At 69.9% G+C, this 25,227-nt stretch carries 21 protein-coding genes; 3 read left to right on the forward strand and 18 right to left on the reverse strand.

The window, feature by feature from the left end; translation table 11 throughout:
* Nucleotides 1-10 precede the first annotated feature (10 nt).
* The 7 genes from recJ to J3A75_RS19495 all read right to left on the reverse strand — a co-directional run bounded on the left by recJ (nucleotide 11) and on the right by J3A75_RS19495 (nucleotide 9,037).
* Nucleotides 11-1,828, reverse strand: a complete 1,818-nt coding sequence (recJ, locus tag J3A75_RS19465; RefSeq protein ID WP_083374488.1) for a single-stranded-DNA-specific exonuclease RecJ — start codon at nucleotides 1,826-1,828, stop codon at nucleotides 11-13.
* A 132-nt stretch (nucleotides 1,829-1,960) separates the two neighbouring features.
* Nucleotides 1,961-3,358: an NAD(P)(+) transhydrogenase (Re/Si-specific) subunit beta gene (locus J3A75_RS19470; protein WP_012319751.1), complete on the reverse strand. Its 1,398-nt coding sequence runs from the start codon at nucleotides 3,356-3,358 to the stop codon at nucleotides 1,961-1,963.
* Between the two features lie 4 nt (nucleotides 3,359-3,362).
* Nucleotides 3,363-3,818, reverse strand: a complete 456-nt coding sequence (locus J3A75_RS19475; RefSeq protein ID WP_012319752.1) for a proton-translocating transhydrogenase family protein — start codon at nucleotides 3,816-3,818, stop codon at nucleotides 3,363-3,365.
* A 24-nt stretch (nucleotides 3,819-3,842) separates the two neighbouring features.
* Complete coding sequence (locus J3A75_RS19480) at nucleotides 3,843-5,072, reverse strand: Re/Si-specific NAD(P)(+) transhydrogenase subunit alpha (protein ID WP_070999705.1); 1,230 nt, start codon at nucleotides 5,070-5,072, stop codon at nucleotides 3,843-3,845.
* Between the two features lie 206 nt (nucleotides 5,073-5,278).
* Complete coding sequence (locus J3A75_RS19485) at nucleotides 5,279-5,572, reverse strand: aa3-type cytochrome c oxidase subunit IV (protein WP_012319754.1); 294 nt, start codon at nucleotides 5,570-5,572, stop codon at nucleotides 5,279-5,281.
* Between the two features lie 122 nt (nucleotides 5,573-5,694).
* Nucleotides 5,695-7,056: an ABC1 kinase family protein gene (locus tag J3A75_RS19490; RefSeq protein ID WP_012319755.1), complete on the reverse strand. Its 1,362-nt coding sequence runs from the start codon at nucleotides 7,054-7,056 to the stop codon at nucleotides 5,695-5,697.
* Between the two features lie 109 nt (nucleotides 7,057-7,165).
* A complete protein-coding gene (locus tag J3A75_RS19495; protein ID WP_012319756.1) occupies nucleotides 7,166-9,037 on the reverse strand; it encodes a M3 family oligoendopeptidase in 1,872 nt (623 codons plus the stop codon).
* Between the two features lie 249 nt (nucleotides 9,038-9,286).
* Between J3A75_RS19495 and J3A75_RS19500 the strand changes: the two genes are divergently transcribed.
* The 3 genes from J3A75_RS19500 to J3A75_RS19510 all read left to right on the forward strand — a co-directional run bounded on the left by J3A75_RS19500 (nucleotide 9,287) and on the right by J3A75_RS19510 (nucleotide 14,684).
* Nucleotides 9,287-10,771 (forward strand): sigma-54-dependent transcriptional regulator, encoded by a 1,485-nt coding sequence (locus J3A75_RS19500; RefSeq protein WP_012319757.1) that lies wholly within the window; start codon nucleotides 9,287-9,289, stop codon nucleotides 10,769-10,771.
* Between the two features lie 246 nt (nucleotides 10,772-11,017).
* Complete coding sequence (locus J3A75_RS19505; protein WP_058606810.1) at nucleotides 11,018-13,042, forward strand: murein L,D-transpeptidase; 2,025 nt, start codon at nucleotides 11,018-11,020, stop codon at nucleotides 13,040-13,042.
* A gap of 142 nt (nucleotides 13,043-13,184) precedes the next feature.
* Entirely contained in the window at nucleotides 13,185-14,684 is a 1,500-nt protein-coding gene (locus J3A75_RS19510; protein ID WP_209650690.1) for a DUF882 domain-containing protein, read from the forward strand.
* A 90-nt stretch (nucleotides 14,685-14,774) separates the two neighbouring features.
* Here the strand turns inward: J3A75_RS19510 and J3A75_RS19515 are convergent, their stop codons facing one another.
* The 11 genes from J3A75_RS19515 to bchY all read right to left on the reverse strand — a co-directional run bounded on the left by J3A75_RS19515 (nucleotide 14,775) and on the right by bchY (nucleotide 25,224).
* The gene (locus J3A75_RS19515; protein ID WP_012319760.1) at nucleotides 14,775-15,026 is read right to left on the reverse strand and encodes a hypothetical protein; all 252 of its coding nucleotides are present in this window, start codon (nucleotides 15,024-15,026) and stop codon (nucleotides 14,775-14,777) included.
* 189 nt (nucleotides 15,027-15,215) lie between these two features.
* Nucleotides 15,216-17,906 (reverse strand): pyruvate, phosphate dikinase, encoded by a 2,691-nt coding sequence (ppdK, locus tag J3A75_RS19520; RefSeq protein ID WP_209650691.1) that lies wholly within the window; start codon nucleotides 17,904-17,906, stop codon nucleotides 15,216-15,218.
* Between the two features lie 165 nt (nucleotides 17,907-18,071).
* A complete protein-coding gene (locus J3A75_RS19525) occupies nucleotides 18,072-18,215 on the reverse strand; it encodes a DUF3096 domain-containing protein (RefSeq protein ID WP_012319762.1) in 144 nt (47 codons plus the stop codon).
* A 110-nt stretch (nucleotides 18,216-18,325) separates the two neighbouring features.
* Nucleotides 18,326-19,429, reverse strand: a complete 1,104-nt coding sequence (gene pufC / locus J3A75_RS19530) for a photosynthetic reaction center cytochrome PufC (RefSeq protein ID WP_043073917.1) — start codon at nucleotides 19,427-19,429, stop codon at nucleotides 18,326-18,328.
* 10 nt (nucleotides 19,430-19,439) lie between these two features.
* Nucleotides 19,440-20,420 carry a photosynthetic reaction center subunit M gene (pufM, locus tag J3A75_RS19535; protein ID WP_012319764.1) on the reverse strand — a complete coding sequence of 327 codons (981 nt, stop codon included), beginning with the start codon at nucleotides 20,418-20,420 and terminating at the stop codon, nucleotides 19,440-19,442.
* A gap of 80 nt (nucleotides 20,421-20,500) precedes the next feature.
* Complete coding sequence (gene pufL, locus J3A75_RS19540; protein WP_012319765.1) at nucleotides 20,501-21,325, reverse strand: photosynthetic reaction center subunit L; 825 nt, start codon at nucleotides 21,323-21,325, stop codon at nucleotides 20,501-20,503.
* An 80-nt stretch (nucleotides 21,326-21,405) separates the two neighbouring features.
* A complete protein-coding gene (gene pufA, locus J3A75_RS19545) occupies nucleotides 21,406-21,597 on the reverse strand; it encodes a light-harvesting antenna LH1, alpha subunit (RefSeq protein WP_012319766.1) in 192 nt (63 codons plus the stop codon).
* 10 nt (nucleotides 21,598-21,607) lie between these two features.
* The gene (gene pufB / locus J3A75_RS19550) at nucleotides 21,608-21,844 is read right to left on the reverse strand and encodes a light-harvesting antenna LH1, beta subunit (protein ID WP_012319767.1); all 237 of its coding nucleotides are present in this window, start codon (nucleotides 21,842-21,844) and stop codon (nucleotides 21,608-21,610) included.
* A gap of 127 nt (nucleotides 21,845-21,971) precedes the next feature.
* Nucleotides 21,972-22,193: a hypothetical protein gene (locus J3A75_RS19555; protein ID WP_012319768.1), complete on the reverse strand. Its 222-nt coding sequence runs from the start codon at nucleotides 22,191-22,193 to the stop codon at nucleotides 21,972-21,974.
* A 35-nt stretch (nucleotides 22,194-22,228) separates the two neighbouring features.
* A complete protein-coding gene (gene bchZ, locus J3A75_RS19560) occupies nucleotides 22,229-23,695 on the reverse strand; it encodes a chlorophyllide a reductase subunit Z (protein WP_209650692.1) in 1,467 nt (488 codons plus the stop codon).
* Entirely contained in the window at nucleotides 23,695-25,224 is a 1,530-nt protein-coding gene (gene bchY / locus J3A75_RS19565; protein WP_012319770.1) for a chlorophyllide a reductase subunit Y, read from the reverse strand. The genes bchZ and bchY overlap by 1 nt, the downstream gene beginning before the upstream one ends.
* Nucleotides 25,225-25,227: the final 3 nt, after the last annotated feature.

Below are 25,227 nucleotides of genomic sequence, written 5' to 3' on the forward strand. Positions count from 1 at the left end.
GCCGGACGTCTCAGGATTCGGACGGCGCCAGATCGACGATCCGGAGCTGGGCGCGCTCGGCGCCGCGCCAGCGGTCGCAGGACAGGGTCCCGGCCACGTGCATCTCCCGGCCGATCCCGTTCAGCAAGGCCAGGCCGAGCGGTCGTTCGGCGGCGCGGAAACAGATCGCTCCCACCACCTGCCCGTCGCGGCTGCGCAGCCGGGCCCTGACATGGCTGGAGCCGACCAGACCGGCGTCGACGAGGCGGTGCCGGCCCAGCGCGAAGATCGGCTCGGGCGCACCCTGGCCGAACGGGCCGGCCCGCTGCAGCAGCCGGACCGTCTCCGCAGTGGCGCCGCCGGCGCTGAGGCCGCCGTCGATCAGCAGGGCATCGGCGGTCCGGGCCACCGCGACGCTCGCCCCGAGCAGCATCGCCAGATGCGCCTCGAAGCGGGGGATGTCGTCGGCCCGCACGGTCACGCCGGCCGCCATGGCATGGCCGCCGCCCTTGCTGGCGAGCCGGGCCTCCACGCAGGCGCGGACCGCGAGCCCCAGATCCGCGCCCGGGATCGAGCGCCCCGAGCCCGTGGCGGTCCCGTCCGGACGGATCGCGAACGCGAAGGCCGGCCGGTTGAAGCGCTCCTTCAGCCGGGAGGCGATGAGGCCGACGATGCCGGGGTGCCACTCGGCGCTGGCAGTCACCAGCACGGTACGGGCCGGATCGAGCGTCAGGGCCCGGTCCATCTCGGCCTCGGCCTCCAGGACGGCCTGCGCCTCGATCGCCTGACGCTCGCGGTTGAGGCGATCGAGGTCGGCGGCGATCCGGGCCGCCTCGCCCGGGTCCGCCGTGGTCAGCAGGCGGGCGCCCAGGGCCGAGTCGCCGATGCGCCCGCCGGCATTGATGCGCGGCCCGAGCACGAAGCCGAGATGCCACGCTTCCGGAGGCTCGCCGAGCGAGGCCGCGTCCAGCAGCGCCGCGAGCCCGGTGCGGCCGCGATGGCGCATGACCGTGAGCCCCTGGGTCACGAAGGCCCGGTTGAGGCCCGTGAGAGGCACGACGTCGGCCACGGTCGCCAGCGCCACGAGGTCGAGGGCATCGGTGAGCTGCGGTTCGGGACGATGGCTGCCGAAGAAGCCCTCCTGCCGCAGGGCGCGGTTCAGCGCCACCAGGGTCAGGAAGACGATGCCGGCGGCGCAGAGATGGCCGAGGCCCGACAGGTCGTCGAGGCGATTCGGATTGACCACGGCGCGGGCGGGGGGGAGGATCTCGGAAGCCGCGTGGTGGTCGAGGACGATGACGTCGAGACCGGATTTCTCGGCCTCCTCCAGCGGCGCGTGGCCGCTCGTCCCGCAATCGACGCAGACGAGGAGTGTCGCGCCCTCCGCCGCCAGCGCGGTGATCGCCGCGACGTTGGGGCCGTAGCCCTCGGTGATCCGGTCGGGGATGTGGATCGGCGCGCGCAGTCCCAGGTTGCGGAGATAGCCGGCGAGGAGCGCCGCGCTCGCGGCGCCGTCGACATCGTAGTCGCCGAACACCGCCACCGTCTCCCCGCGCTTCACGGCGCGGACGAGGCGGCGGACGGCCGCCTCCATATCGAGCAGCGTGTGCGGATCCGGCATCAGGTCCCGCAGCCGCGGCGCGAGGTGACGGGGCGCCGCTTCCGGGACGATGCCCCGTCCCGCCAGGACCCGGGCCAGCAACTCCGGGAGGCCGTGGGCCTGGACCATCTTGGCGATCTGATTCTGGACGGCCGCGCCGCCGCAGCGCTCCTGCCAGCGCCGACCGGTCACGGAGGCGGCGACACCCAGGAAGGGCGGCGGTTCGGCGAGGAGCGGAGCGGACGACACGGGCGCCACCCTACACCGGGCCGCGCGGGGAATCTTGCGCCTCGCCGCAACAGCGACGGCGAACGCGATCCGGCACAACGAAAAAGGGCGGGCATCGCTGCCCGCCCGTCGGATCTGCCGGAGACCTGAGTCTCAGAGCGACTTCAGGATGTTGTCGACGACCTTCTTGGCGTCGCCGAACAGCATCATGGTGTTGTCGCGGAAGAACACCTCGTTCTCGACGCCCGCGTAGCCGGAGCCCATGCCGCGCTTGATGAACAGCACGGTCTTGGCCTTCTCCACGTCCAGGATCGGCATGCCGTAGATCGGCGAGGCCTTGTCGGTCTTGGCAGCCGGGTTCGTCACGTCGTTGGCGCCGATCACGAAGGCGACGTCCGCCTGCGGGAACTCGCCGTTGATGTCCTCCAGCTCGAACACCTCGTCGTAGGGCACGTTGGCCTCGGCCAGCAGCACGTTCATGTGGCCCGGCATGCGGCCCGCCACCGGATGGATGGCGTACTTCACGTCGACGCCCTCCTTCTTCAGCATGTCGGCCATCTCGCGCAGCGAATGCTGCGCCTGGGCGACCGCCATGCCGTAGCCCGGGACGATGATGACCCGCTCGGCGTTCTTCATAATGTAGGCCGCGTCGTCGGCCGAACCCTGCTTCACGGGCCGGGTCTCGACCTGACCGGTGCCGGCCGCGGCCGTGTCGCCGCCGAAGCCGCCGAGGATGACCGAGATGAACGACCGGTTCATCGCGTGGCACATGATGTACGACAGGATCGCGCCCGAGGATCCGACCAGCGAGCCGGTGATGATCAGCGCGAGGTTGCCCAGGGTGAAGCCGATGCCCGCCGCCGCCCAGCCCGAGTAGGAGTTGAGCATCGACACGACCACCGGCATGTCGGCGCCGCCGATCGGGATGATGATGAGCCCGCCCAGCACGAGCGAGGCGATGACGATCAGCCAGAAGATCGCCTTCGACTCGGTGCCGATGAACAGGGCGATCAGCAGCACGAGGCCGGCGGCCAGCAGCGCGTTGATCAGGTGGCGCTGGGGCAGCATGATCGGCTTGCCGGACATGCGACCGTCGAGCTTGGCGAACGCGATCACCGAGCCGGTGAAGGTGATGGCGCCGATGGCGACGCCGAGACCCATCTCGAAGAGCGACTGCTTGTGGAAGTGGCCGTTCTCGATGATGCCGAAGGCCTGCGGCGCGTAGAGTGCGCCCGCCGCCACGAAGACGGCCGCGAGGCCGACCAGCGAGTGGAACGCCGCTACGAGCTGCGGCATCGCGGTCATCGGCACGCGCTTGGCGATCACCGCGCCCGCGCCGCCGCCGATGCCGAGGCCCAGCAGCACGAGGATCCAGGCGCCGGCACCCGCCGGCGGGTGGCCGACGAGCGTCGTCAGGATCGCGAGCCCCATTCCGACCATGCCGTACAGGTTGCCCTGCCGGGAGGTTGTGGGGTGCGAGAGCCCCCGCAGCGCCATGATGAACAGGACGCCGGCGACGATATAGAGAAGGGAGGAGACGTTCTCTGACACCGGCTCAGCCCTTCTTCTTGTACATGCCGAGCATGCGTTGCGTGACGAGGAAGCCGCCGAAGATGTTCACGCTGGCGAGCACGATGCCGATGAAGCCGAAGAACCGGGCCAGCCCGGTGCCCTTCTCGATCAGCGGAACGCCGACCGCCAGGATCGCGCCCACGATGATCACCGACGAGATCGCGTTGGTGACCGACATGAGCGGGGTGTGCAGGGCCGGGGTCACCGACCAGACCACGTAGTATCCGACGAAGATCGCCAGCACGAAGATCGCGAGCCGGAACACCGTGGGATCGACCGCGCCGCCCGTGGCGGCGCTCAGCCCGTGGCCCATGCCGTCGGCGATGATCTGCGCCTGGTCGGCGGCGTTGCGCGCCACCGCGGCCGCCGCGCGCGCGGCGTCGGCCAGCACGCGGGCCTGATCGGCGGCCTGATCGGGAGGGACGATGACGTTTGCCATTCTGCTACTCCTCTCGGCCGGGCTTCACTGCGCGCCCGCCGGGGCGGCCGTGCCGGACGCCTTGTTGGCCTCCGACTTGGCCAGCCCCACGGAGGCGGCTTCCGAGGCTGCGCCATCGGTCTTGGGCTGGAAGGACGCGTGCACGACCGCGCCGTCGCGGGTGAGGTTCGTGGCCTTCACCAGCTCGTCGTCCCAGTTGATGGCCAGCGCCTTCGACTCCTTGTCGATCAGGGTCTCGACGAAGGCGTAGAGGTTGCGGGCGTAGAGGCTCGACGACGTGGCGGCGAGCCGCCCCGGCACATTGACGTGGCCGACGATCTTCACGCCGCGGTCGTTCGTGACGACCTCGCCGGCCTTGGCGCCGGCGACGTTGCCGCCGCGCTCCACCGCGAGGTCGACCAGCACCGAACCCGGCTTCATCGACGCCACCATCTCCTCGGAGACCAGCTTCGGCGCCGGCCGGCCGGGGATCAGCGCGGTGGTGATGACGATATCCTGCTTGGCAATGTGGCCCTTGACCAGCTCTGCCTGCTTCTTCTGATACTCGGCCGACATCTCCTTGGCGTAACCGCCGGCGGTCTCGGCCTGCTTGAACTCGTCGTCCTCGACGGCGACGAACTTGGCGCCCAGCGATTCGACCTGCTCCTTGGTGGCGGGCCGGACATCGGTGGCGGTGACGACCGCGCCGAGGCGTCGGGCGGTCGCGATGGCCTGGAGGCCGGCCACGCCGACGCCCATGACGAACACGCGGGCGGCCGGCACCGTGCCGGCGGCGGTCATCATCATCGGCATCGCCCGGCCGTACTCGGCGGCGCCGTCGACGACCGCGCGGTAACCGGCGAGATTCGCCTGCGAGGACAGGACGTCCATCACCTGCGCGCGGGTGATGCGGGGCATCAGCTCCATGGCGAAGCCGTCGACGCCGGCCTCGGCCATCGCCCTCAAGGCTTCCTCGTTGCCGTAGGGGTCCATGATCGCGATCACGGTGGCGCCACGCTTCAACTGCGGCAGCTCTTCGGCGCTCGGGCGCCGGACCTTCAGCACGAGGTCGGCATCCCTGGCGGCATCGGCGGCGCTCCCCGCTATGCCGGCGCCGGCGGCCTCGTACTCGGAATCCAGAATGCCGGCCCTCTGGCCCGCTCCGGACTGCACCACGACGTCAGCACCGAGAGATTTGAACTTCTTGACGGTCTCAGGAACCGCGGCGACGCGCGGCTCCGCGGAGTCCGTCTCGGACAGCACAGAAATGCGCATGCGAGGGTTCCCCTGGAAAAGCTCGGCCTTCGAATGCGCGAACCGGCGACGCTTTTCGAGAGGCGGACCTACGATACCGCGTTGGAAGCGGCCGGAATGTAACTTGCGCTCAATTTAATTGCCAACAATGCGTCAGCGACCCGCCCGGCGATCGCGAGCGGGCTCGTCATCCGCGGCGGCGCTTAACGCCACCGCCCTCGAACATTTCAGGCGAAGAACAGGTACAGGACCAGCAGAATCCCGACGACCAGCGGGGCCTTCCACCCGACGGCCGGTGCGAGAGCGCCCACCGCGCCCGCGGCTCCCGAAGCGATCACGCCGACGATGGCCAGCAGCCAAGCTTCGCGGATCCCGCCGATGGCGAGGGCCAGCACCCAGCAGATCACGACGCCGGTGGCGATTTCGACGAACCGGACGAACCCGCGATAGGTCTGCTCGTGAGTCTTCGCGTCCATCGCCGGGCTGTAGGTGTGCCCGGCCACCGTGTCACTCTCGGCCATCGTGCGCTCGTTTCCCTAAGACGCGACTTCTTGCGGTCGCGGTCGGATGTAGCTCAAGCGTTTACCTGCCGCAATCGGACGCACGCAAGTTGATCGCTCTCTCGGTGGATCTTCGCGCCGACTCAGGCCGGTTTCGGCAGGTCCGCCTCGGCGAGCACCCGACCCTGACGCTTCGTGAGTTCGTCCAGCGAGAAATGCTCGATCTCGGCTTCGAACAACCGGTGGTAGTTGAGTTCCGACCTGAGGTGGAGGAACACGGCGCCCAGACCCACGGCGGCACGATCCATGAAGACGAATTCCTGCGGCACCGTCACCGGTCCCCGCTCCTTCAGGGCCTGATGGACCTGGAAGGCCTGCCGCCGACCGTACTCCCCTGGCTTCACCCCGTCCGCGACGGTGCGGGTGCGGTCCTCGAGCAGCGGCCCGTAGATGAAGCGGGCCCAGATGTTCAGGATCTCGATCTTCTCCTTGTCGAGATCCTTGAAACCCCAGACCTCGTAGGCGTGGACGATGCGGGCGTCGTCGTTCTCCAGCAGGCCGCGATAGAGGTCCACGACGCCGCCGACGAATCGCGGATGGAAGATCCGGACGCAGCCGTAATCCAGCAGGTTGATCCCGGCGGCCTCTCCGGCGTCAGAGAAGACCGTGTAATTGCCGAGATGCGGGTCGCCGTGGATCACCGCCGCCCGGCTGAACGGGTGCCACCACGCCTTGAACATCGCCTGAGCGATCCGGTTACGCACTTCGACGGGCTCGTCGGCGAAGCCCAGGATCTTGTCTCCGTCGAGCCAGCCGAGCGTGAGCAGGCGCTTCGTCGAGAGCTCAGGGAAGACGCGCGGCACGCGCACCGCGGCGATGTCCTTCAGCACGGCCCCGTAGAGCGCCGCGTGCTTGGCCTCGCGCTCGTAGTCGAGTTCCTCGCGCACCCGGGCGCCGATCTCCTTCGCGATCTCGCGCGTATCGAGCCACGTGTTCATCCGGCGGTGCAGCGCGAACGCGACCTCCAGCTGCTTGAGGTCGGCCTCCACGGCCGATTGCATGTCCGGATATTGCAGCTTGCAGGCGAGCCGCTCGCCGTCCTCGGTGGTCGCGCGGTGGACCTGCCCCAGCGAGGCCGCGGCCGCGGGCTTGAGGTCGAAGCTCCCGAATCGCGCCTGCCAGCCGGCGCCGAGTTCCGACTGCATCCGGCGTCGGACGAAGGCCGCGCCCATCGGCGGCGCGTCGGCCTGGAGCTTCTGCAGCTCGGTGGCATATTCCGGCGGGAGCAGGTCCGGGACGGTGGCCAGCAATTGGGCCACCTTCATGATCGGCCCCTTCAGGCCGCCCAGCGCCTGCGCCAGGGCGGCGGCGTTGGTGGTGCCCTCCTTTCCGAACAGCCGCGCCATGGCCATCCGGGCGGCGACACCGCCGACATTGGCGCCCACGCTGGCGTAGCGCCCGGCGCGGGCGGAGAAGCGGTTGGCTTCGCGGTCGGTCTCGGCCATCACTCGATCTGCTCGTCTGACGATGATCCGCAGATAAGCCGCCCCCGGCCGCGAACCAGGGGCGTGGGTCCCTGCGCCGCGGGCATCGGCCGAGCCCTCGGCGCCCCGCTCAGGCCCGACCTTCCATGCTCTCCAGCTCGACGATCATGCTCTCGATCATCCCGAGACCGATCTGCCAGAAGCCCGGATCCTTGGCGTCGAGGCCGAAGGGCGCGAGCAGCTCGCCGTAGGGCTTCGAGCCGCCGGCCGAGAGCAGCGCGAAGTAGCGGTCCACGAAGCCCTCCTCCGCCCGGGCGTAGACGCCGTAGAGCGAGTTCACCAGGCAGTCGCCGAACGCGTAGGCGTAGACGTAGAACGGGGAGTGGATGAAATGCGGGATGTAGGCCCAGAACGGCTCGTAGCCTGAATCCAGCGTGATCGCCGGACCGAGCGATTCCGCCTGGACGGACAGCCACAGCGCGTTGATCTGGTCGGTGGTCAGCTCGCCCTTGGCGCGGGCGAGATGGACCTTCCGCTCGAACGAGTAGAACGCGATCTGGCGCACCACCGTGTTGATCATGTCCTCGACCTTGGCGGCGAGCATGGCACGGCGCTGGGTCGTGTCGGTGGTCGCGGCGAGGAGCCGACGGAAGGTCAGCATCTCGCCGAACACGCTCGCCGTCTCGGCGAGGGTCAGGGGCGTCGGCGCCATCAGGGCGCCGTTCGGCCCGGCGAGCACCTGGTGGACGCCGTGCCCGAGCTCGTGCGCCAGCGTCATCACGTCCCGCGGCTTGCCCTGGTAGTTGACCAGCACGTAGGGGTGGACGGAGGGCACGGTCGGATGCGCGAAGGCGCCCGGCGCCTTGCCCGGACGGGTCGGCGCGTCGATCCAGCGCTCGTCGAAGAAGCGCCGCGCGATCCCCGCCATCTTCGGCGAGAACGCGTCGTAGGCGGACAGCACCGTGTCGCGGGCCTCCGTCCACGGGATCGTGCGCTGCTCGACGCGCGGCAGCGGCGCGTTGCGGTCCCAGTAGGGCAGCGCCTCCTGCCCGAACCACTTCGCTTTGAGCGTGTAGTAGCGGTGGGACAGCCGGGGATAGGCCGCCCGCACCGCGTCGACGAGTGCTTCCACCACCTCGGGCTCGACCCGATTCGACAGGTGGCGCGCGTCGGCCACGTCCTTGAACCCGCGCCAGCGGTCGCTGATCTCTTTGTCCTTCGCCAGCGTGTTGGTGATGAGCGTGAAGACCCGCAGCTGGCCGCGCAGCACCGCGCTGATCGCGCCGGCCGCCTCCTTGCGGACCGCGCCGTCCGGATCCTGAAGCTTGTTGAGCGTCGGCTCCAGCGGCATCTCCTCGCCCTGCACGGTGAAGCGCAGCGAGGCGATCGTCTCGTTGAACAGCCGGTCCCAGGCGGCGTTCGACGTGACCGACTTCTCGAGAAACAGCTTCTCGGTGCGGTCATCGAGCTGGTGCGGCTTCTCGCGCCGCAGGTCCTCGATCCACGGGGCGTAGTGCGCGAGCGGCCCTCCGGCCATCGCGGCGTTCATCGCGGCGTCGTCGACGCGGTTCAGCTCCAGGGCGAAGAAGAGGAGATCCGCCGAGGCGCCGGTCAGCCGCTCGCGGGTGTCGCCGTAGAACTTGGCCCGCGCCTCGTCGGTGGTGTCGCCGGAATACACGAGCCCCGCGAACGACATGAGCTTGCCGAGCAGGTCCTCGATGCCCTCGTAGGTCCGCACCGCCTCGGCCAGACGCGCGGACGCGTCCGGCCCGGCGGCGAGCTCGGCGATCCGGCCGGCATAGGTCTCGGAGAAGCGGCGGCACTCCTCCTCGGCGCGAGTCATGTCGCCGGAGAAGTTCGGATCATCGAGGCCGGAATAGAGATCCGTGAGGTCCCATTCCGGAAGATGGCCGAGGTCGGCAGCCTTCGCGGCGGCGCGCGCGGCACTCACGCCCTCCGGCAGGCGGACAGTCACCGGCGAGGCGGTGTGGCTCGGCATCATGGTGTGCAATCCTCTCCAAGGGCTCCGGCCCCGTACCCTGATATCGAGCGTGCCGCCACGCGTTCAACGCGGGCGGTCCGTCGGACCGGCGCGCGATCGGTGACGACGCGCCGCGAACGTCGTTAAGCGGCACTTTACGAGTGTCGGTCACCCTGCGGCTCGAAACGAAACAGTCGCCGAATCGGAGGCCGCGAGCGGGTCGAACCCGCGTCGCGTGTCCGGCCTTCGTGCGCCGTTCAGGGAGCCGCTATGTCCGCCACCGTGCTCATCGTGGATGACGATCCGGTCCAGCGGCGCCTGGCCGAGGCGGCCGTGCGCCGTTTCGGCTTCGAGGCGCGGATCGCCGAGACGGGCGCGGACGCGCTGAGCCTTCTGAGATCCGAGGGGGCGGATGTCGTGCTCCTCGACCTCGTCATGCCGGGGCTCGACGGGCTGGGTGTCCTGGCCGAGATGCGCAAGAGCGGCCTCGCCACGCCGGTCATCGTCCAGACCTCTAACGGGTCCATCGACACGGTGGTCAGCGCGATGCGGGCCGGCGCGGTGGATTTCGTGGTCAAGCCCGCGGGCGCGGAGCGGCTCCAGGTCTCGATCAAGAACGCCCTGCGGGTCGACACGCTCGAGGAGGAGGTGCGCCGCATGCGCCGCCGCGCCTCCGGGGCGCTCACCTTCAAGGATCTCACCTCGAAGAGCCCCGACATGGAGCGGGTGATCCGCCTCGCCGAGCGGGCCGCGAAGTCGAACATCCCGGTGCTGATCGAGGGCGAGTCCGGCGTCGGCAAGGAGGTCCTGGCCCGGGCGATCCAGGGCTCGGGCGACCGGCGCGGCAAGCCGTTCGTGACGGTCAATTGCGGGGCGATCCCGGAGAACCTGGTGGAATCCACCCTGTTCGGCCACGAGAAGGGGGCGTTCACCGGCGCTACCGAGAAGCACGCCGGCAAGTTCGTCGAGGCCTCGGGCGGGACGCTGTTCCTCGACGAGATCGGCGAGTTGCCCCTCGACGCGCAGGTCAAGCTGCTGCGCGCCCTCCAGGAGGGCGAGGTCGATCCCGTCGGCGGCAAGCGCTCGGTGCGGGTGGACATCCGGCTCGTCTCGGCGACGAACCGGTCGCTGCTCGACCTCGTGAAGCAGGGCAAGTTCCGCGAGGACCTCTATTACCGCCTCAACGTCTTCCCGATGACGCTGCCCCCCTTGCGGGCGCGCCGCGAGGACATCCCGGATCTCGTCCGCTCGTTCTGCGCGCGGTTCTCGGCCGAGGAAGGCAAGCGCGTGCGGGCGATCAGCCCGGAGGCGATGGCCCTGCTCACGCGCTATCCCTGGCCGGGCAACGTCCGGCAGCTGGAGAATGCCCTGTTCCGCGCCGTGGTGCTGGCAGACGGCGACGAACTGACTGTCTCCGAATTCCCGCAGATCGCCGCGCAGGTCGAAGGCTTCGACGTCCGGATCCCGGCGGCGCCGGTCCAGCCGCAGATGCCGGCCTACGCCCCCGAGCCGGTGCGCGAGATCGTCCGCGTCGAGGTCCGCGATCCGCACGCCATGTCGCTCGTCGCCGAGGAGACCGGCGAGATGAAGCCGATGGACGTCCTCGAAGCGGAGATCATCCGCTTCGCGCTCCAGTTCTACCGGCAGCGGATGTCGGAGGTCTCGCGCCGCCTCGGCATCGGCCGGTCCACGCTCTACCGCAAGCTCAAGGATCTGGGCCTGGAGGACGACGCTAAAACCGAGGATGCGGCCTGATCGTGCGCGGCGTGCGCTAGCGCACCGCGCGCATTCGTTTCGGCAACGGTCAGTGAAATTCTCGGCCCTGCTGCACCTGGCCGGCAGATCATTGAGCGGATCGTAAGCTGAGCGGTATCAGAAATGACACATTCATCTGCAGGACCAGCCTTCTATTCGCGATAACTGCGGTTGCTGAAAGCCACGCTTGCGCGGATAATCACAATCTGAGCGTGCGGTCCTGCCGCCGCACCCCGGGAGATTACGATGCGCGTCCCGCGCTCCAGCCTCATCGCGCTGGCCGCCCTCCTCGGCGGCACGCTGGCCCCGGCCGGCTCCCCCCGTGCCGCGACGGCCGCACTGGACCAGCCGACCGCCGATGTCCCCGCAGCCCCGGCCGTTGCCTCGCCTGCGCCGGCCGCGCCCGCGCAGGCGGATCCGGGGGCGCCCGCCACGACGGCCCTGCCCGACTACAAGCCGGAGGCGCCGGCGGCCGAGCCGGCCCCGGCCCCCGCCGCCGCGGTTCCGGTCGCCCCGACGGACCCGCTCGGCGCGGCGGTCTTCGCACGATTCGCGGATCCCGCCCCCCTTCTGCTGCGTCTCACCGGCAAGGAGCGCGACGCGATCCGGAGCTTCTACGAGGCCCGCAGCTTCAAGCCGCTCTGGATCTCCGGCGGAGCCTGGACCGACGCCGCGAAGGCGGTCTCGGCGCGGCTGGCGGCCGCCGCCGAGGACGGTCTCGAACCTCGCGCCTACACGGTCCCGACCCTCGCCGATAAGCCCGACGAGAAGGCGGTCGCCGACGCCGACCTGCGCCTGTCCGCGGCGGCGGTGCTCTATGCCCGGGATGCCCGCGGCGGCCGGATCAACCTGGCCTCCATCTCGCGGCTGATCACCCCGCACCTCGATCTTCCCGCCGGGAACGACGTCCTGGCGAAGCTCGACGAGGCCGGCGCGAAGGCCGGCGAGGCGCTGCAGGCCTACAATCCCGCAACCCCGGGTTACCTGGCGCTGAAGGCGCGGCTCGCCGCCCTGCGCGGACCGGCGCCGACCGCCGTCAAGCCGCTGCGCCTCCCGGCCGGGCCGGTTCTCCGCGTCGGCATGCGCGATGCCCGCGTCCCGCTGCTGCGGGCGCATTTCAACCTCGAGAACCGTCCGGCCGCGACCCTGGACAAGGGTCCCGGCGAACCGGAGGAGTACGATTCGGGCGTGGCCGACGCGGTGGCGAAGTTCCAGCGCGGCCGCGGGCTGCCGGGCAACGGCACCCTGAACGTCCAGACGGTCCTGGCCCTCGCCGATGCCGGCCGCACGGCGCGCCCGACGGGCGGAGAGGCCGAGCTCATCGTCAACATGGAGCGTTGGCGCTGGCTGCCGGGCGACCTCGGCTCGGATTACATCTTGGTCAACGTGCCGGAATATCGCCTGCGCGCTTACCGGGGCGGCGTCATGCGCGACGAGGCGCGGGTCATCGTCGGCAAGCCGGAATCGCGCACGCCGCTGTTCTCCGGGATGATGGAGTACGCGGTCGTCAACCCGTCCTGGTACGTTCCGCCCTCGATCCTGAAGACGATGGCGCCGAAGCTCGCCGGCTACGGCGGCAAGACCTGGGGCGGCTACGAGGTCGTCCGTCGCGGCGGGCACATCTCGCTGCGCCAGCCCCCGGGGGAGCGCAACGCCCTCGGCTTCATCAAGTTCATGTTCCCGAACCAGCACGCGGTCTACCTGCACGACACGCCGAACCGCTCGCTGTTCTCCGCCTCGAAGCGCGATTTCAGCCACGGCTGCGTGCGCGTCGACGATCCGTTCCGCCTCGCCGACGTGGTGCTGCCGAACTGGTCCGAGGACCGGTTGAAGAAGCTGATCGGCAAGGGTGAGCGCACGATCCGGCTGCCGGAGAAGCTGCCGGTCCACCTCGCCTACTTCACCGCCTTCGTGGACGACGGTGGCACCTACCGCACCCTGCCGGACCTCTACGGCTACGACGCGCCGATGCGCGCGGCCCTCGGGCTGCCGGGCGGTGGCGGGCCTGCGATCGCCCGGCTGCCGGACGAGCCGCCGCGGCGCAAGGCCGAGCGCGCTCCCAAGCCGCCCGCGACCCGGACGGTCCATCGCCGCGCCCCCGAGCGCCCGCTCGCGGGTGCTGACGCGTGGCCGACCGGACGCTACGAGGAGGCGGACGCGCCGCGCCGCCCCCTGCGCCGCGCCGCCCGGGCCGACAGCGCGCCGGAATACGGCGAGCCGGGTCTCTGGACGCCCGCGCCGCAGCAGGCGGCGCCGCGCGGGTGGTGGTAGTCCACCGGCTCCACCAGCAACTTTCGCGTGCGAGGCCGCACAGCCGGGCACGTTTTCGCCACGGTCGAGCCTTAGCCGTTTCGGTCGCGAACCCGGTTCAACAAGCGTCGGGTCAGGCTGTCGGGAGAGGATCAGGACCGTCGTGCCCAGTCTCCCGCGCGCCCTTCGCCATCTCACCCTCGCCCTATCCGGCCTGGTGCTCGGACTGATCGCCGGGACGGCCGAGACCGAGGACGCGGTCGCCAACGGCGACACGCGCTCCCTGACGATCTATCACACGCACACGCAAGAGAGCGCGACCATCACGTTCAAGCGCGATGGCCGGTACGACCGCGCGGCCCTCGAGCAACTGAACTGGCTCCTCCGCGACTGGCGGGTCAACGAGCCGACCAAGATGGACCCGCGGCTGTTCGATACGGTCTGGGAGGCCTATCGCCAGGTCGGTGCGACCCAGCCGATCCACGTCGTGTCGGCCTACCGGTCGCCGGGCACCAACGCGATGCTGCGCCGCCGGTCCAAGATGGTGGCCGAGTACAGCCAGCACATGCTCGGCAAGGCGATGGACTTCTTCCTGCCGGACGTGTCGATCGACCGGATCCGCGAGGTCGGTCTCCGGATGCAGCGCGGCGGCGTCGGCTGGTATCCCCATGCCGGAACGCCCTTCGTACACCTCGACGTGGGGTCAGTGCGCATGTGGCCGCGCATGACCCACGATCAGCTCGCCCGGCTGTTCCCGGACGGCAAGACCGTGCTGCTCCCGAGCGACAACCGCCCCTTCCCCCGCTACGAGGAGGCCAAGGCCGAGATCCTGGCCCGTGGCGGCACCGTGGCGGGCCTCACGACGCAGATGGCCAGCGGCGAGGAGGAGGACGGGCCCGGCCTGTTCGGCTTCCTGGCCAGCCTGTTCGGCGGCGGACGGTACGCGCCGGAGCCCGCGCCGATGCCGGCCCCGGTGGAGACTGCGAAGCGAGCGCGGCGCGCGCCCGTCGTCGCCGTGGCGAGCGCCGATCCGCAGGATCCGGTGGGCGCGCGCGCGGCCCTCGCCTACGCGGCGCCAGCGGCCGACGACGCCCTGCGCGGCTCGCTGGCGGAGCGCGCGCAGGCGAAGGGTGTCGAGTCCAAGCCCGCCGACGCCAAGTCGCTCCTGACCGCCAGTCAGCCGGTTGCCGTCGACGATACGGTGACCGCCGTCACGGCACCGCTCCCACCGCGGCGCCCCACCGATATGGCCGCCGTCGCGGCGAGCCTGACCATGCCGCTGCCGCCGCCGCGTCCGGTGCAGTTCGCGGCGCTGGAGCGCGGGATGGCCAACCTCGCGCCCGCGGGCGAGATCCGCGCCCTCGACAAGCCGGCGGCACCGCTCTCGGCGCGCGCGCGCGCTCTCGTGGCGCCGGACGCGGACGCGAAGGCACAGCTGCGGGCCCTGTTCGATTCCGTCTCGGCCGGTCCGGGCGCGGCCCCGGCGAGCCGGGCTGTTCCCGTGCACGTGGCCACCACGCGGCTGCGCGGCACCGCGCCCGATGCGGTGGTCGGCGCGGCGCCCGACCGGGTCACGACGCGGTTCAGTCCCCGCAGCCCGGGCGACGATCTGCCCAGCCGTTTCACCGGCTCTGCCGCGCGCCCTGTCTCAGGGGCGCGGTGAACCGCGCGGCGCGTTCAGAGCACCCGCCGTCGAAGCTGCGAAGCTGCGAATCGGCCGTGTCCCGTGGGTCGCACGGAGTGACCGGCGAGCTCAGCGCAGGGGCTTGGAGAGGTTGACCGCCAGCGCGCCGACGAGCGTGGTCGCGTAGCTGTCCTCCTGCGTCGCCGAGATGCGCTCCGCCTCGTTGCCGCTATTGGCCGCGACGGACATCATCAGCATCACTGCCGTGACGAGACCGCCGAGACCGGCGACGAGGGCGAGGTAGGCGCGAACGGCGACGCTGGGGACGGACGCGACCGCTCCGGTCTCGGCGAGGCACAGCGGCGATGGGCTGTGAGACATGGCGGCCGACTCTGACGGGCGATGCTGAACCCGACGCGGGCCGATAAGGCGCACATCGGGTGTACCCATTCAACCGAAGAACGCCTCACGAGGAGGCGAGTTCGACCGAAAGGCGAGTTTTTCCACTGATCCTCGTCCGGACGGTTGATAGCCGAAAGGGGGACGCGCTCGGCGCCCCCCGGACCGGCCTCAGCCTTCCTTGCCGGCGACCTTGCCCAGCGCTGCCTGGGCGGCCGCGAGCCGGGCGATCGGCACCCGATAGGGCGAGCAGGACACGTAATCGAGCCCGACCTCCTGGCAGAAGCCCACCGAGGCGGGGTCGCCGCCGTGCTCGCCGCAGATGCCGAGCTTGATCTCCGGACGCGTCTTGCGGCCGCGCTCCACGCCGATGCGCACCAGCTCGCCCACGCCCTCCTGATCGATCGTGATGAACGGATCGGCCGGCAGGATGCCCTTCTGGGTGTAGGGCCCCAGGAAGGTGGCGGCGTCGTCGCGGGAGATGCCGAGCGCCGTCTGCGTCAGGTCGTTGGTGCCGAAGGAGAAGAACTCCGCGGTCTCGGCGATCTCGCCGGCCTTAAGGGCGGCGCGCGGCAGCTCGATCATCGTGCCGACTTGGTAGTCGAGGGTCGCGCCCTTCTCCTCGGACACGGCCCTCGCCATGGCGTCGATGCGGGCCTTCACGATGTCGAACTCGGCGCGGGTGAAGACCAGCGGCACCATGACTTCGGGCGTCACTGCCTGGCCGGTGTCCGCGGCAGCCTGGACGGCGGCCTCGAAGATGGCTCGGGCCTGCATCTCGGCGATCTCCGGGAAGGCGATCGCCAGGCGGCAGCCGCGGAAGCCGAGCATCGGGTTATGCTCGGAGAGCTCGCGCATCCGATGCCGGATCTTCTCCTCGGAGACGCCCGTCGCCTTCACGACTTCGGCGACCTCGGCGTCGGTGTGCGGCAGGAACTCGTGGAGCGGCGGGTCGAGCAGGCGGATCGTGACCGGCAGGCCGGACATGATCGTGAACAGCTCCAGGAAGTCCTGGCGCTGGTAGGGCAGGATCTTCGCCAGCGCCGCGCGGCGGCCCTCGGCGTCGTCCGCCAGGATCATCTCGCGCACCGCGATGATGCGGTCGCCCTCGAAGAACATGTGCTCCGTGCGGCAGAGGCCGATGCCCTCGGCGCCGAAGTTGCGGGCGGTGCGCGCATCGGTCGGGGTGTCGGCGTTCGCCCGGACCTTCATGGCCCGGAACGCGTCCGCCCACTCCATCAGCGTGGCGAAATCGCCGGAGAGCTCGGGCTCCAGCATCTTCACCTCACCCTGGATCACCTGACCGGTGGAGCCGTCGATGGTGATCTTGTCGCCGGCCTTCAGCGTCGTGCCTCCGACCGTGAGGGTCTGCGCCTTGTAGTCGATCCGGATCGAGCCGACGCCGGAGACGCAGGGCTTGCCCATGCCGCGCGCGACGACGGCCGCGTGGCTGGTCATGCCGCCGCGGGTGGTGAGGATGCCCTCGGCGGCGTGCATGCCGTGGATGTCCTCGGGCGAGGTCTCGATCCGCACCAGGATGCACTTGCGCTCGGCCTTGCGGTGCGCCTCCGCGTCCTCGGAGTTGAACACGATCTCGCCGGTCGCCGCGCCGGGCGAGGCCGGCAGGCCGGAGGCGATGACCTTGCGCTCGGCCTTCGGGTCGATCGTCGGGTGCAGGAGCTGATCGAGGGCGCCGGGCTCGACGCGGCCGATCGCCTCCTCGCGGGAGATCAGCCCCTCGCCCGCCAGATCGACGGCGATGCGCAGGGCGGCCTTGGCCGTGCGCTTGCCGTTGCGGGTCTGGAGCATCCAGAGCTTCCCCTTCTCGATGGTGAACTCCATGTCCTGCATGTCACGGTAATGCGACTCCAGGATCCCGTAGATCCGGGTCAGCTCCGCGAAGCTCTCGGGCATGGCCTTCTCCATCGAAGGCTTGTCGCTTCCGGCCTCTTCCCGCGCCTTCTCGGTGATGTTCTGCGGCGTGCGGATGCCCGCCACCACGTCCTCGCCCTGCGCGTTGATCAGGAACTCGCCGTACAGCGCCTTCTCGCCGGTGGAGGGATTGCGGGTGAAGGCGACGCCGGTGGCCGAGGTGTCGCCCATGTTGCCGAACACCATGGCCTGCACGTTGACGGCCGTGCCCCAGCTCTCCGGGATGTTGTTTAGCTCCCGGTACTTCTTCGCGCGGGGAATCATCCAGGAATTGAACACGGCGCCGATCGCGCCCCAGAGCTGGTCGTCCGCCCCCTGCGGGAAGTCGGAGCCGTGCTCGTCGCGCACGATCTTCTTGTAGGTCTGGATTAGGGTCTTCCAGTCGCCGGCGCCGAGCTCGGTGTCGAGGTCGAAGCCCTTGCCTTCCTTGTACTGCTCCAGCGCCTCCTCGAAGGCGTGGTGCTCAACGCCGAGGACGACGTTGGAGTACATGGTGATGAAGCGGCGATAGGAATCGTAGGCGAAGCGCTCGTCGTCGGCCTCCTTGGCGAGGGCCAGGACGGTCTCGTCGTTGAGGCCGAGATTGAGCACCGTGTCCATCATGCCGGGCATCGAGGCCCGGGCGCCCGAGCGGACCGAGACGAGCAGCGGATTGGTCGAGTCGCCGAACTTGCGGCCGGTGAGCGCGCCGACCTGCGCGAGCGCGGCCGAGACCTGGTCCTTCAGCTCCGGCGGGTAGGCCTTGCCGTGATCGTAGAAGTAGGTGCAGACCTCGGTGGTGATGGTGAAGCCGGGCGGGACGGGCAGGCCCAGGTTGGACATCTCGGCCAGATTGGCGCCCTTGCCGCCGAGTAAGTCGCGCATCTGCGACTTGCCCTCCGCCTTGCCGTCGCCGAAGGCATAGACCCACTTCGCGCTGCCGGTCGCCATGTCGATCCCGTCCGTATCTGGTGCCCGGCGCCGGCCGAGCTGATGGGCGGGGTTGGACCATCCCGCAACGCAACGCAAGATGAACGCGCGATGGCCCTGTGCGTGCGTGGCTGACGGGTTCGACGGTCTGTCAGGCCCGCGACCCCACGGTGCGGGCGCAACCCCTCAATGCAGGATTCCGAGCCCGATCACGCCGACGACGATCAGGTAGATCGCGACGATGTAGTTGAGCAGCCGCGGCATCACGAGGATCAGGATCCCGGCCAGGATCGCGATCAGCGGCTGGAGGTTCGAGATGGTGATGGTCACGGGCGCCTCCGCAGGGCCGAGCTTGGCCGCCGGTATCGACGCCCCTACCTCACGGAGGTTCCCTGTAGCTTGAGCGGAGCGGCCGGTCGGTCCGGCCGCTCCGGGCCCGATCAGGGCTTCGGCGTCGGGGTCTCGGTCCCGGGGATCGGGTCCTTGGCCTCGCCGGTCGGCAGGCTCACGGCGATCGTCGGGCGCGACAGCTCCGGATAGGGTTCGATCACGTTGGCGCCGTTGAGCGGCTTGTTGGCGCCGTTGTGGCAAGTGGCGCAGTTGATCTTCGGCGCGTCGCCCAGGATCCCGAGCCGGTTGCGCGGGAATGTCGAGGTCAGCGGCTCCATGTAGTCCTGGTTGAGGTCACGCACCATGCGGATGCCGTACCAGGCATGGACGCGGTTGGGCGTGCTGGTGTCCCACTGCGCGACCGAGCGGGTGTTGTGGCAGAAGGTGCAGTTCACCCCGAGCGACTGCGACATGCTGATCATGATCGCGAAGGTCTTCTCCGCGTCCTGGATCGGCTTGCCCTTCGTCTCGGGCAGCGCCGTGGTCGCGTTGACCCGGACCGCGTCCTCCGACGTCTCCTTGTGCTGGTAGAAGGCCTGATAGACGTCGTACGGCAGCGAGGTGTTGCCGACTTCCGCGGAGGCCAGGTTCTGGCTGTTGTTGCGCGGGATGAAGCGCCCCGCCCCCTGAACCGGGTGGTCGAACCAGATATTGGCCGGCACCGGGTTGCCGCGGTGGCAGGTGTAGCAGGTCACCCCCGCCTGATGGACGTGATTCTCCTTCCACGTGGCGTTGATGTACTGCGTCATCTGGATCATGCGGCGGGCGACGCGCTTCTGGTAGAGTTCGTCGGACGCCATGTTCTCGGTGCTGTGGCAGTAGGTGCAGCCCTGCTGCGGCGCGACCCACTCGGTGATCGACACCATCAGACGGTTGAACTGCTCGGCCGAGAGATCGCCTAGAACTTGGACGTTCTGATAGACGGCCGAGGCCTTGTCGCCGCCCGCCTCGGCCGGATCGGCCGGCGCGGGCGCCCTGTTGGCGTCCGACAGCGCCTCGTTGCCGGCTCTTGTGCGGATCAGGTCCATCCCCGTCCCGCGGAAGCCGGTCTGCTTGTTCGCCATCGGCGGATGGGTCCAGCCGGCGCCGCCGAACATCGCGATGGTGAGGAAGAGGGCCAGCGCCCCGCCGGCGACCGCCAGAATCGTCTTCATGACGGCCTCCTCACGGCTTCATGCCGGGTGCGAGATGGGCGGGATCCACGATCGGGCCGTAGACCTGCGGGTAGGAGGGCGCGACGCCGTGCTTGACGGCCCAGAGGTACCAGTTGTCGACCACGGTCCCGGTGAGCAGGATGCCGATGCCGCCGGTCAGCGTCGTCAGCACGGCGAACCACCACGCCCAGCGGTGGATCGACTCCATCGTGGCGTTGAAGCCCATGGTCCAGCGCCAGAACAGGGCGGCGCGCTCGGTGGCCGTGCCGCGGTCGACGATCTGGTCGATCTCGCGCTCCGCGCCGTAGCGCGAGCAGGCCAGGATCGTGCCCCCATGCATGGCGAACAGCAGCGTCGATCCGTAGAGGAACGTGATCGAGAGCATGTGGAACGGGTTGTAGAACAGGTTCCCGTAGCGGAGCGAGAAGGCCGCGGTCCAGTCGAGGTGCGGGAAGATGCCGAAGGGCACGGCTTCCGACCACGAACCCATCAGGAGCGGCCGGATGAAGCCGAGGACGAGATAGAGCCAGATGGCCGACGCGAAGGCCCACGGCACGTGGGTGCCCAGCCCGAGTGCCCGCGCCCGCCGGTAGAGGTGAACCCACCAGAGCAGGATCGAGGCCGTCAGAAAGAAGCCGGCGATGAGCCACCAGCCGCCCTCGTTGAGGGGCGGGAGCACCTTCAGCCCGTATTTCGGCAGGGGCGGCTCCAGGGCCAGCCACGGCAGCTGCCGGACGAACTGGACCGGATCCCAGTTCACCGACGCCCACATGTTGAGCCCGATGATCTCGAAGGCGATCAGGCCGCAGGTGATCGACAGCGCCGCGATATAGCCGATGTAGATCGGTCCGACCTGGCTGTTGCCGATGAGCCCGAACAGGTAGCTGTTGAACGGCTTGCCGACGCGGTCGTCGACCGCCACCGGGACGCCGTGCTCCGGTACCAGCGGGCGCACCTGAACCTGCGTGAAGATGTTCTGGTAATAGGCCATGGCCTGCCCTCCCCCGGAGTGCCGCGCACCGAGCGGCGGCGACCCGCGTTAGTCCCCTCGTTCCGATCCCGTGCGATCAATCATCGCCACACCGGCAGGTTGAGCCACCAGCCCCACCATTGCGGCCAGCCCTGCGTCCAGAACGGCCCGCTGATGACGATGCAGACCGCGCTCCAGAATCCCGCCGACAGGGCCAGGAACAGGCCGAGGCGGTGAACGCCGAGCGTGCCGATCGAGTAGCCGATCGTGTCGCGGAAGAACGTGTCCTCGTGCTCGGGCGTCTTGACGGTCTCGCCCTTCTTCGGATTGGTCGCCGACAGGATCAGGCCGCCGTGCATCGCCAGGGCCAAAGTCGTCGTGAAGAAGAACGTCACGGCCAGCATGTGGGCCGGGTTGTAGTGGAAGTGGAGATACTGGTAGCCGGTGTTGGACACCCAATCGAGGTGACTGAGGATGCCGTACGGGAAGCCGTAGCCCCAGGCGCCCATCAGCAGCGGCCGGATCACCACGAGGGTGAAGTAGGCGAAGATCGCCATCCCGAAGGCCACGGGCACGTGGTAGCCGATGCCGAGCTTGCGACAGATCTCGACCTCGCGCAGCGCCCAGCACACGAACGAGCCCAGCGCGCACATGGTGATGATCTGCCAGAGACCGCCCTCCTTGAGCGGCGCCAGCCGCAGGCCGTAGCTGATGTCGGGCGGCGCGATGTTGATCTGCCAGACGTTCCAGGTCGGTCCGATCGCCGCGCCGTAGATGACGAGCGCGGTGCCCAGTACCGTGAAGAACATCCCGACCACGCCGAAGAAACCGACGAAGAACGGCCCGACCCAGAAGTCGAACAGGTCGCCGCCGAGCAAGGTGCCGCCGCGGACCCTGTATTTGCGCTCGAAGCTCAGCATCGCCATGGCGGCTGCTCCTCAGTCAGGCCGGAGAAGAGGAAGGAAGGGTGACCGCGGCCCTCGCGCGCCGCGGTCCGGACCGGCGGTCAGGCCGGCATCTGCGGCAGGGCGAGCGTGATGGTATTCTCCGCCGCCTTGTTGTTTCTCGGGCCGTCCAGCCAGTTGAACCGGTCGGTCGAGAGCAGGATGAAGTGGATCAGCAGCGCCAGGATGAAGAGGAAGGTGAACAGAGCCACCAGCGTGCGCCGCGGATCGAAGAGCAACCAAACCTTGTGCATCCGATCCTCCTCAGCCGATCATCGTGACGAGGGCGTGGGCCGCGTCGCGGACGCCCTCGAGAGAGGCGTAGCCCTGCGGTCCGGGGAGCCACGGACGCCACAGCCAGACGAGGATGTGGGCGACCACGGCGATCGCCGTGAAGATGAGGAAGCTCGTCAGGAAGATCGCGTGGAACTCCTTGGCTTCCGGTTCCGTCAGCCCGGACAGGCTGCTCGGTCTCTCTGTTGTGACGGGTCCACTCGCCATCGTTCAGACCTCCGTGTGTTGGCCGCGCCTCTGGCGAGACGCGACGGGTTCAGCCGCGATGCCTCTCGGCGATCACGGCCCGACTTCCCCCGCGTGACCGGACGGAAGCGTCTCGCTCAGGGGCGTGTCAGCCCATGAAGGCGAAGGGGATCGCCTGAACCGCCATGGCGCGGGCCTCGCCGAAGACCGAGCGGCGCGCCGGCGTCAGGCCCGGGCGGGCCGTCTCGCGGCTCGGCCGGAACCGGTTCAGCGCCGCGGCGGCGAGGAAGAACGGGTAGGTCGCCGCCAGGATCAGTCGGAACTGGACCGCCTCCTGGTGCTGGCGGCCGGTCGGGACCATCGTTCGCATCGTCAGGTCTCCTCTGGGTGAAACAGAAAGGCGGCTCATGCGGGGGCTCCCGCGACGAGGGCGGCCCGGGCGCGCGCCACGTGGGTGGGCGCCACGGCGGCGGCCTCGGTGTCGCGGGCGGCCCGCTCGGCGGCGTCGCGCAGGCGCTTGGCGGCGGAGATGCGGGCGAGCACCGGCTGGGCCTCGACCAGGGCGTCGAGCGCCTGCCGGGCGGCCTCGTCCCACGGCAGCTCGGCGTGGCGCCGGGTCGGAGTCGCCTCGACCTTGTCCATGTCGCGGGCGAGCGGCAGGATGTGGAAGAGGGTGTCGAACAGGGCGTTGCAGACCTCCTGAACCAGGTAGGTCGCCCCGGCGTAGCCCATGAACGGCGTGCCGGTGTGCCGCCGGATGATCGCGCCGGGGAAGGAGGCCGGGACGTAGGCCGCCCGGGCCCCGGTCTCGGCGAGGTACATCCGCTCGTTGAACGAACCGAACAGCACCAGGGGCGGCCTGGCCGCGACGGCGGCGCGGACCGCGGCGTTGTCGGGCTTCAGCCCGGCCGAGCGCCCGAAGGCGAAGTGGCAGGGCAGGCCCATCTCGTCTTCGAGGAAGTGGCGAACGCTGCGCGCGTAGGTCTCGGTGGCGACGATGCCGAAGCTCGCGGTGCCGAAGAAGTCCTGGGTCACCGAGCGCCAGAGATCCCAGACCGGCTTGATGGTCGTGTGCCGCTCCCGCTCGATGAACGGCTCGGGATCGAGGCCCAGGATCTCGCCGAGCGAGCGCAGGAACTTGGTCGTCGAGAGGATGCCGATCGGCGCCTGCAGGTAGGGCCGCCCAAGATCCTCGCAGAGCAGCCGGCCGAACTCCCGGTACAGGCAGATGTTGGCGTCGGCGTTGACGAGCTTCGGCACGTCGGCGAGGTGCGCGCCGAGGGGGAAAGTCAAGTTCACCTCGGCGCCGATCCCCTCGACCAGTCGGCGGATCTCGGCGAGGTCCGAGGGCATGTTGAACGTGCCGTAGGCCGGGCCGATCAAGTTCACCCGCGGCTTCTCGCCGGGCTTCTTCTCGGGCCGGGCCGGGATGCCCTTCTTGGCGAATCTCTTGGCGCCGTATTCCTGCCAGAGCCAGCGCATCGCCCGGTCGGCGGCCTGCCACTGGTCCTCGTCGATGGTGCGCGGCAGGAAGCGCTGGAGGCCCGTGCCCTCCGGCGTCACGCCGCCGCCAATCATCTCGGCGATGGAGCCGGTGACCACCACGCTGGGCTGGCCCGGATCGAGGGTCGCGTGGGCGCGCTTCATCGCGCCCTCGGTGCCGTGGCGGCCGAGCTCCTCCTCGGCGAGACCGGTGACGACGATCGGCAATTCGTGCGGCGGCAGCGCGTCAGTGTAGTGCAGCACCGAGGTGACCGGCAGGTTCTCGCAGCCCACGGGGCCGTCGATGACGACCTGCAGGCCCTTGATCGCCGTGAAGACGTAGACCGCGCCCCAGTAGCCACCGGCCCGGTCGTGATCGAGGATCAGCATCAGGCCATCTCCCCGATCGGCGTCTTGGGGCCCTCGATCTTCGGTCCCTGGCGCTTCTGCGGCACCTCTTGCCAGACGCCGGCGGCGTGTCCGGTGCCGACGCCTTCGAAGAAGTCGCGCATGGCGTCGAACCGCGCCCTGTTGCCCAGCGCCGCGTTGATCACCGTGGCGAGCGAGCCCGCGCCGGCCGCACCCATCAGCGGGCGCGCCGAGATCAGGTTGGTGAAGTAGAGCGCCGGGGTGCCGCGCTCCTTGGCCCGCTGCACCACCGGCGTCGTGCCGATGGCGAGATCGGGCTTTAGCGACTCGAAGGCGTAGAGATCGTCCTCCAGCGAGGCGCGGTAATGCACCTGCGTGCCGCGGGCCTCCAGCCAGTCGCGATCCGCCTCTGACCAGGGCGTGCGCGGGCAGGCCGTGCCGACGTAGGGAACCTCGGCGCCGCTCTCGACGAGGAGGCGCGCCACGAGCAGCTCCGACCCCTCGTAGCCCGAGAGCGTGATCCGACCCCTGATCGGCATCGCGCCGAGCGCCCCGCGGATGCCGGGCAGGATCGTGTTCTTGGCCGCCTCGACGGTTGCCCGCGCGACCCCGCAGGCCTCGCCGATCCGGTCCAGCCAGTCGGCGGTGCCGTCAACGCCGACAGGGGCCGAGCCGACGATCGGGCGGCCCGCCGCCTCGAACTCGCGGATCGAGGCCGTGTAGAACGGGTGGATCGCCGCCACCGCGGCGCAGTCGAGGGCCGCGTAGAGTTCGCGCCACTCGCGGGTCGGCACCACCGGGCCGGCAGACAGCCCCAGCGGCTCCAGGAGCGATCCGATCACCACCGGATCGGCCGGGAAGACCTCGCCGAGGAGCGCCACGCTGGGGCGCTCGGAACGGCCACCGCGCGGCGCCGCAACGGGGCCCTGCTCGGCTTCCGAGCGCGCGACCTTCAGCATCGCGCCGGCCAGGACGTCCTTGGCCTCGGCGTGGGTCGGCACGCCGAAGCCCGGCACGTCGATGCCGATCACCCGGACGCCGTCGATCTCCTTCGGCAGCAGGCGCAACGGCACGCCGGACGCGGTCGGGACGCAGAGGTTGATGACGACGACGGCGTCGTACTCCTCCGGCTTCGCGGTGGCGTGGACCGCCTCGCGGATGTCCTCGAACAGCTTGCCGGTGACGAGCGTCTCGGAGTTGAACGGCACGTAGCCGACGCTGCGCCGCGCGCCGTAGAAGTGCGACGTGAAGGTCAGGCCGTACACGCAGCAGGCCGAGCCCGACAGGATCGTCGCCGTGCGCCGCATGCGCAGTCCGACGCGCAGCGAGCCGAAGGCCGGGCACATGCTCTGCGGCTGGTCGTGCGGTCCCTGCGGATAGTCGCTGCGGAGCTGCGCCAGGGTCTCCGACATGCCGGCGGCCTCGGCGGCCGCCACCATCGCGTCCTTGCCGGCGTGGCAGCCCAGGCCGTCGCTCTGCGCGGCGGCCAAGTCGACGTTGGCCGGCGCCTGGCGGGCGCGGAGATCGGCGATGTCGAGGGAGACGGCCATGCG

Source organism: Methylobacterium sp. PvP105 (genome assembly GCF_017876975.1).
In the GTDB taxonomy this organism is placed as follows: Bacteria; Pseudomonadota; Alphaproteobacteria; order Rhizobiales; family Beijerinckiaceae; genus Methylobacterium; species Methylobacterium radiotolerans.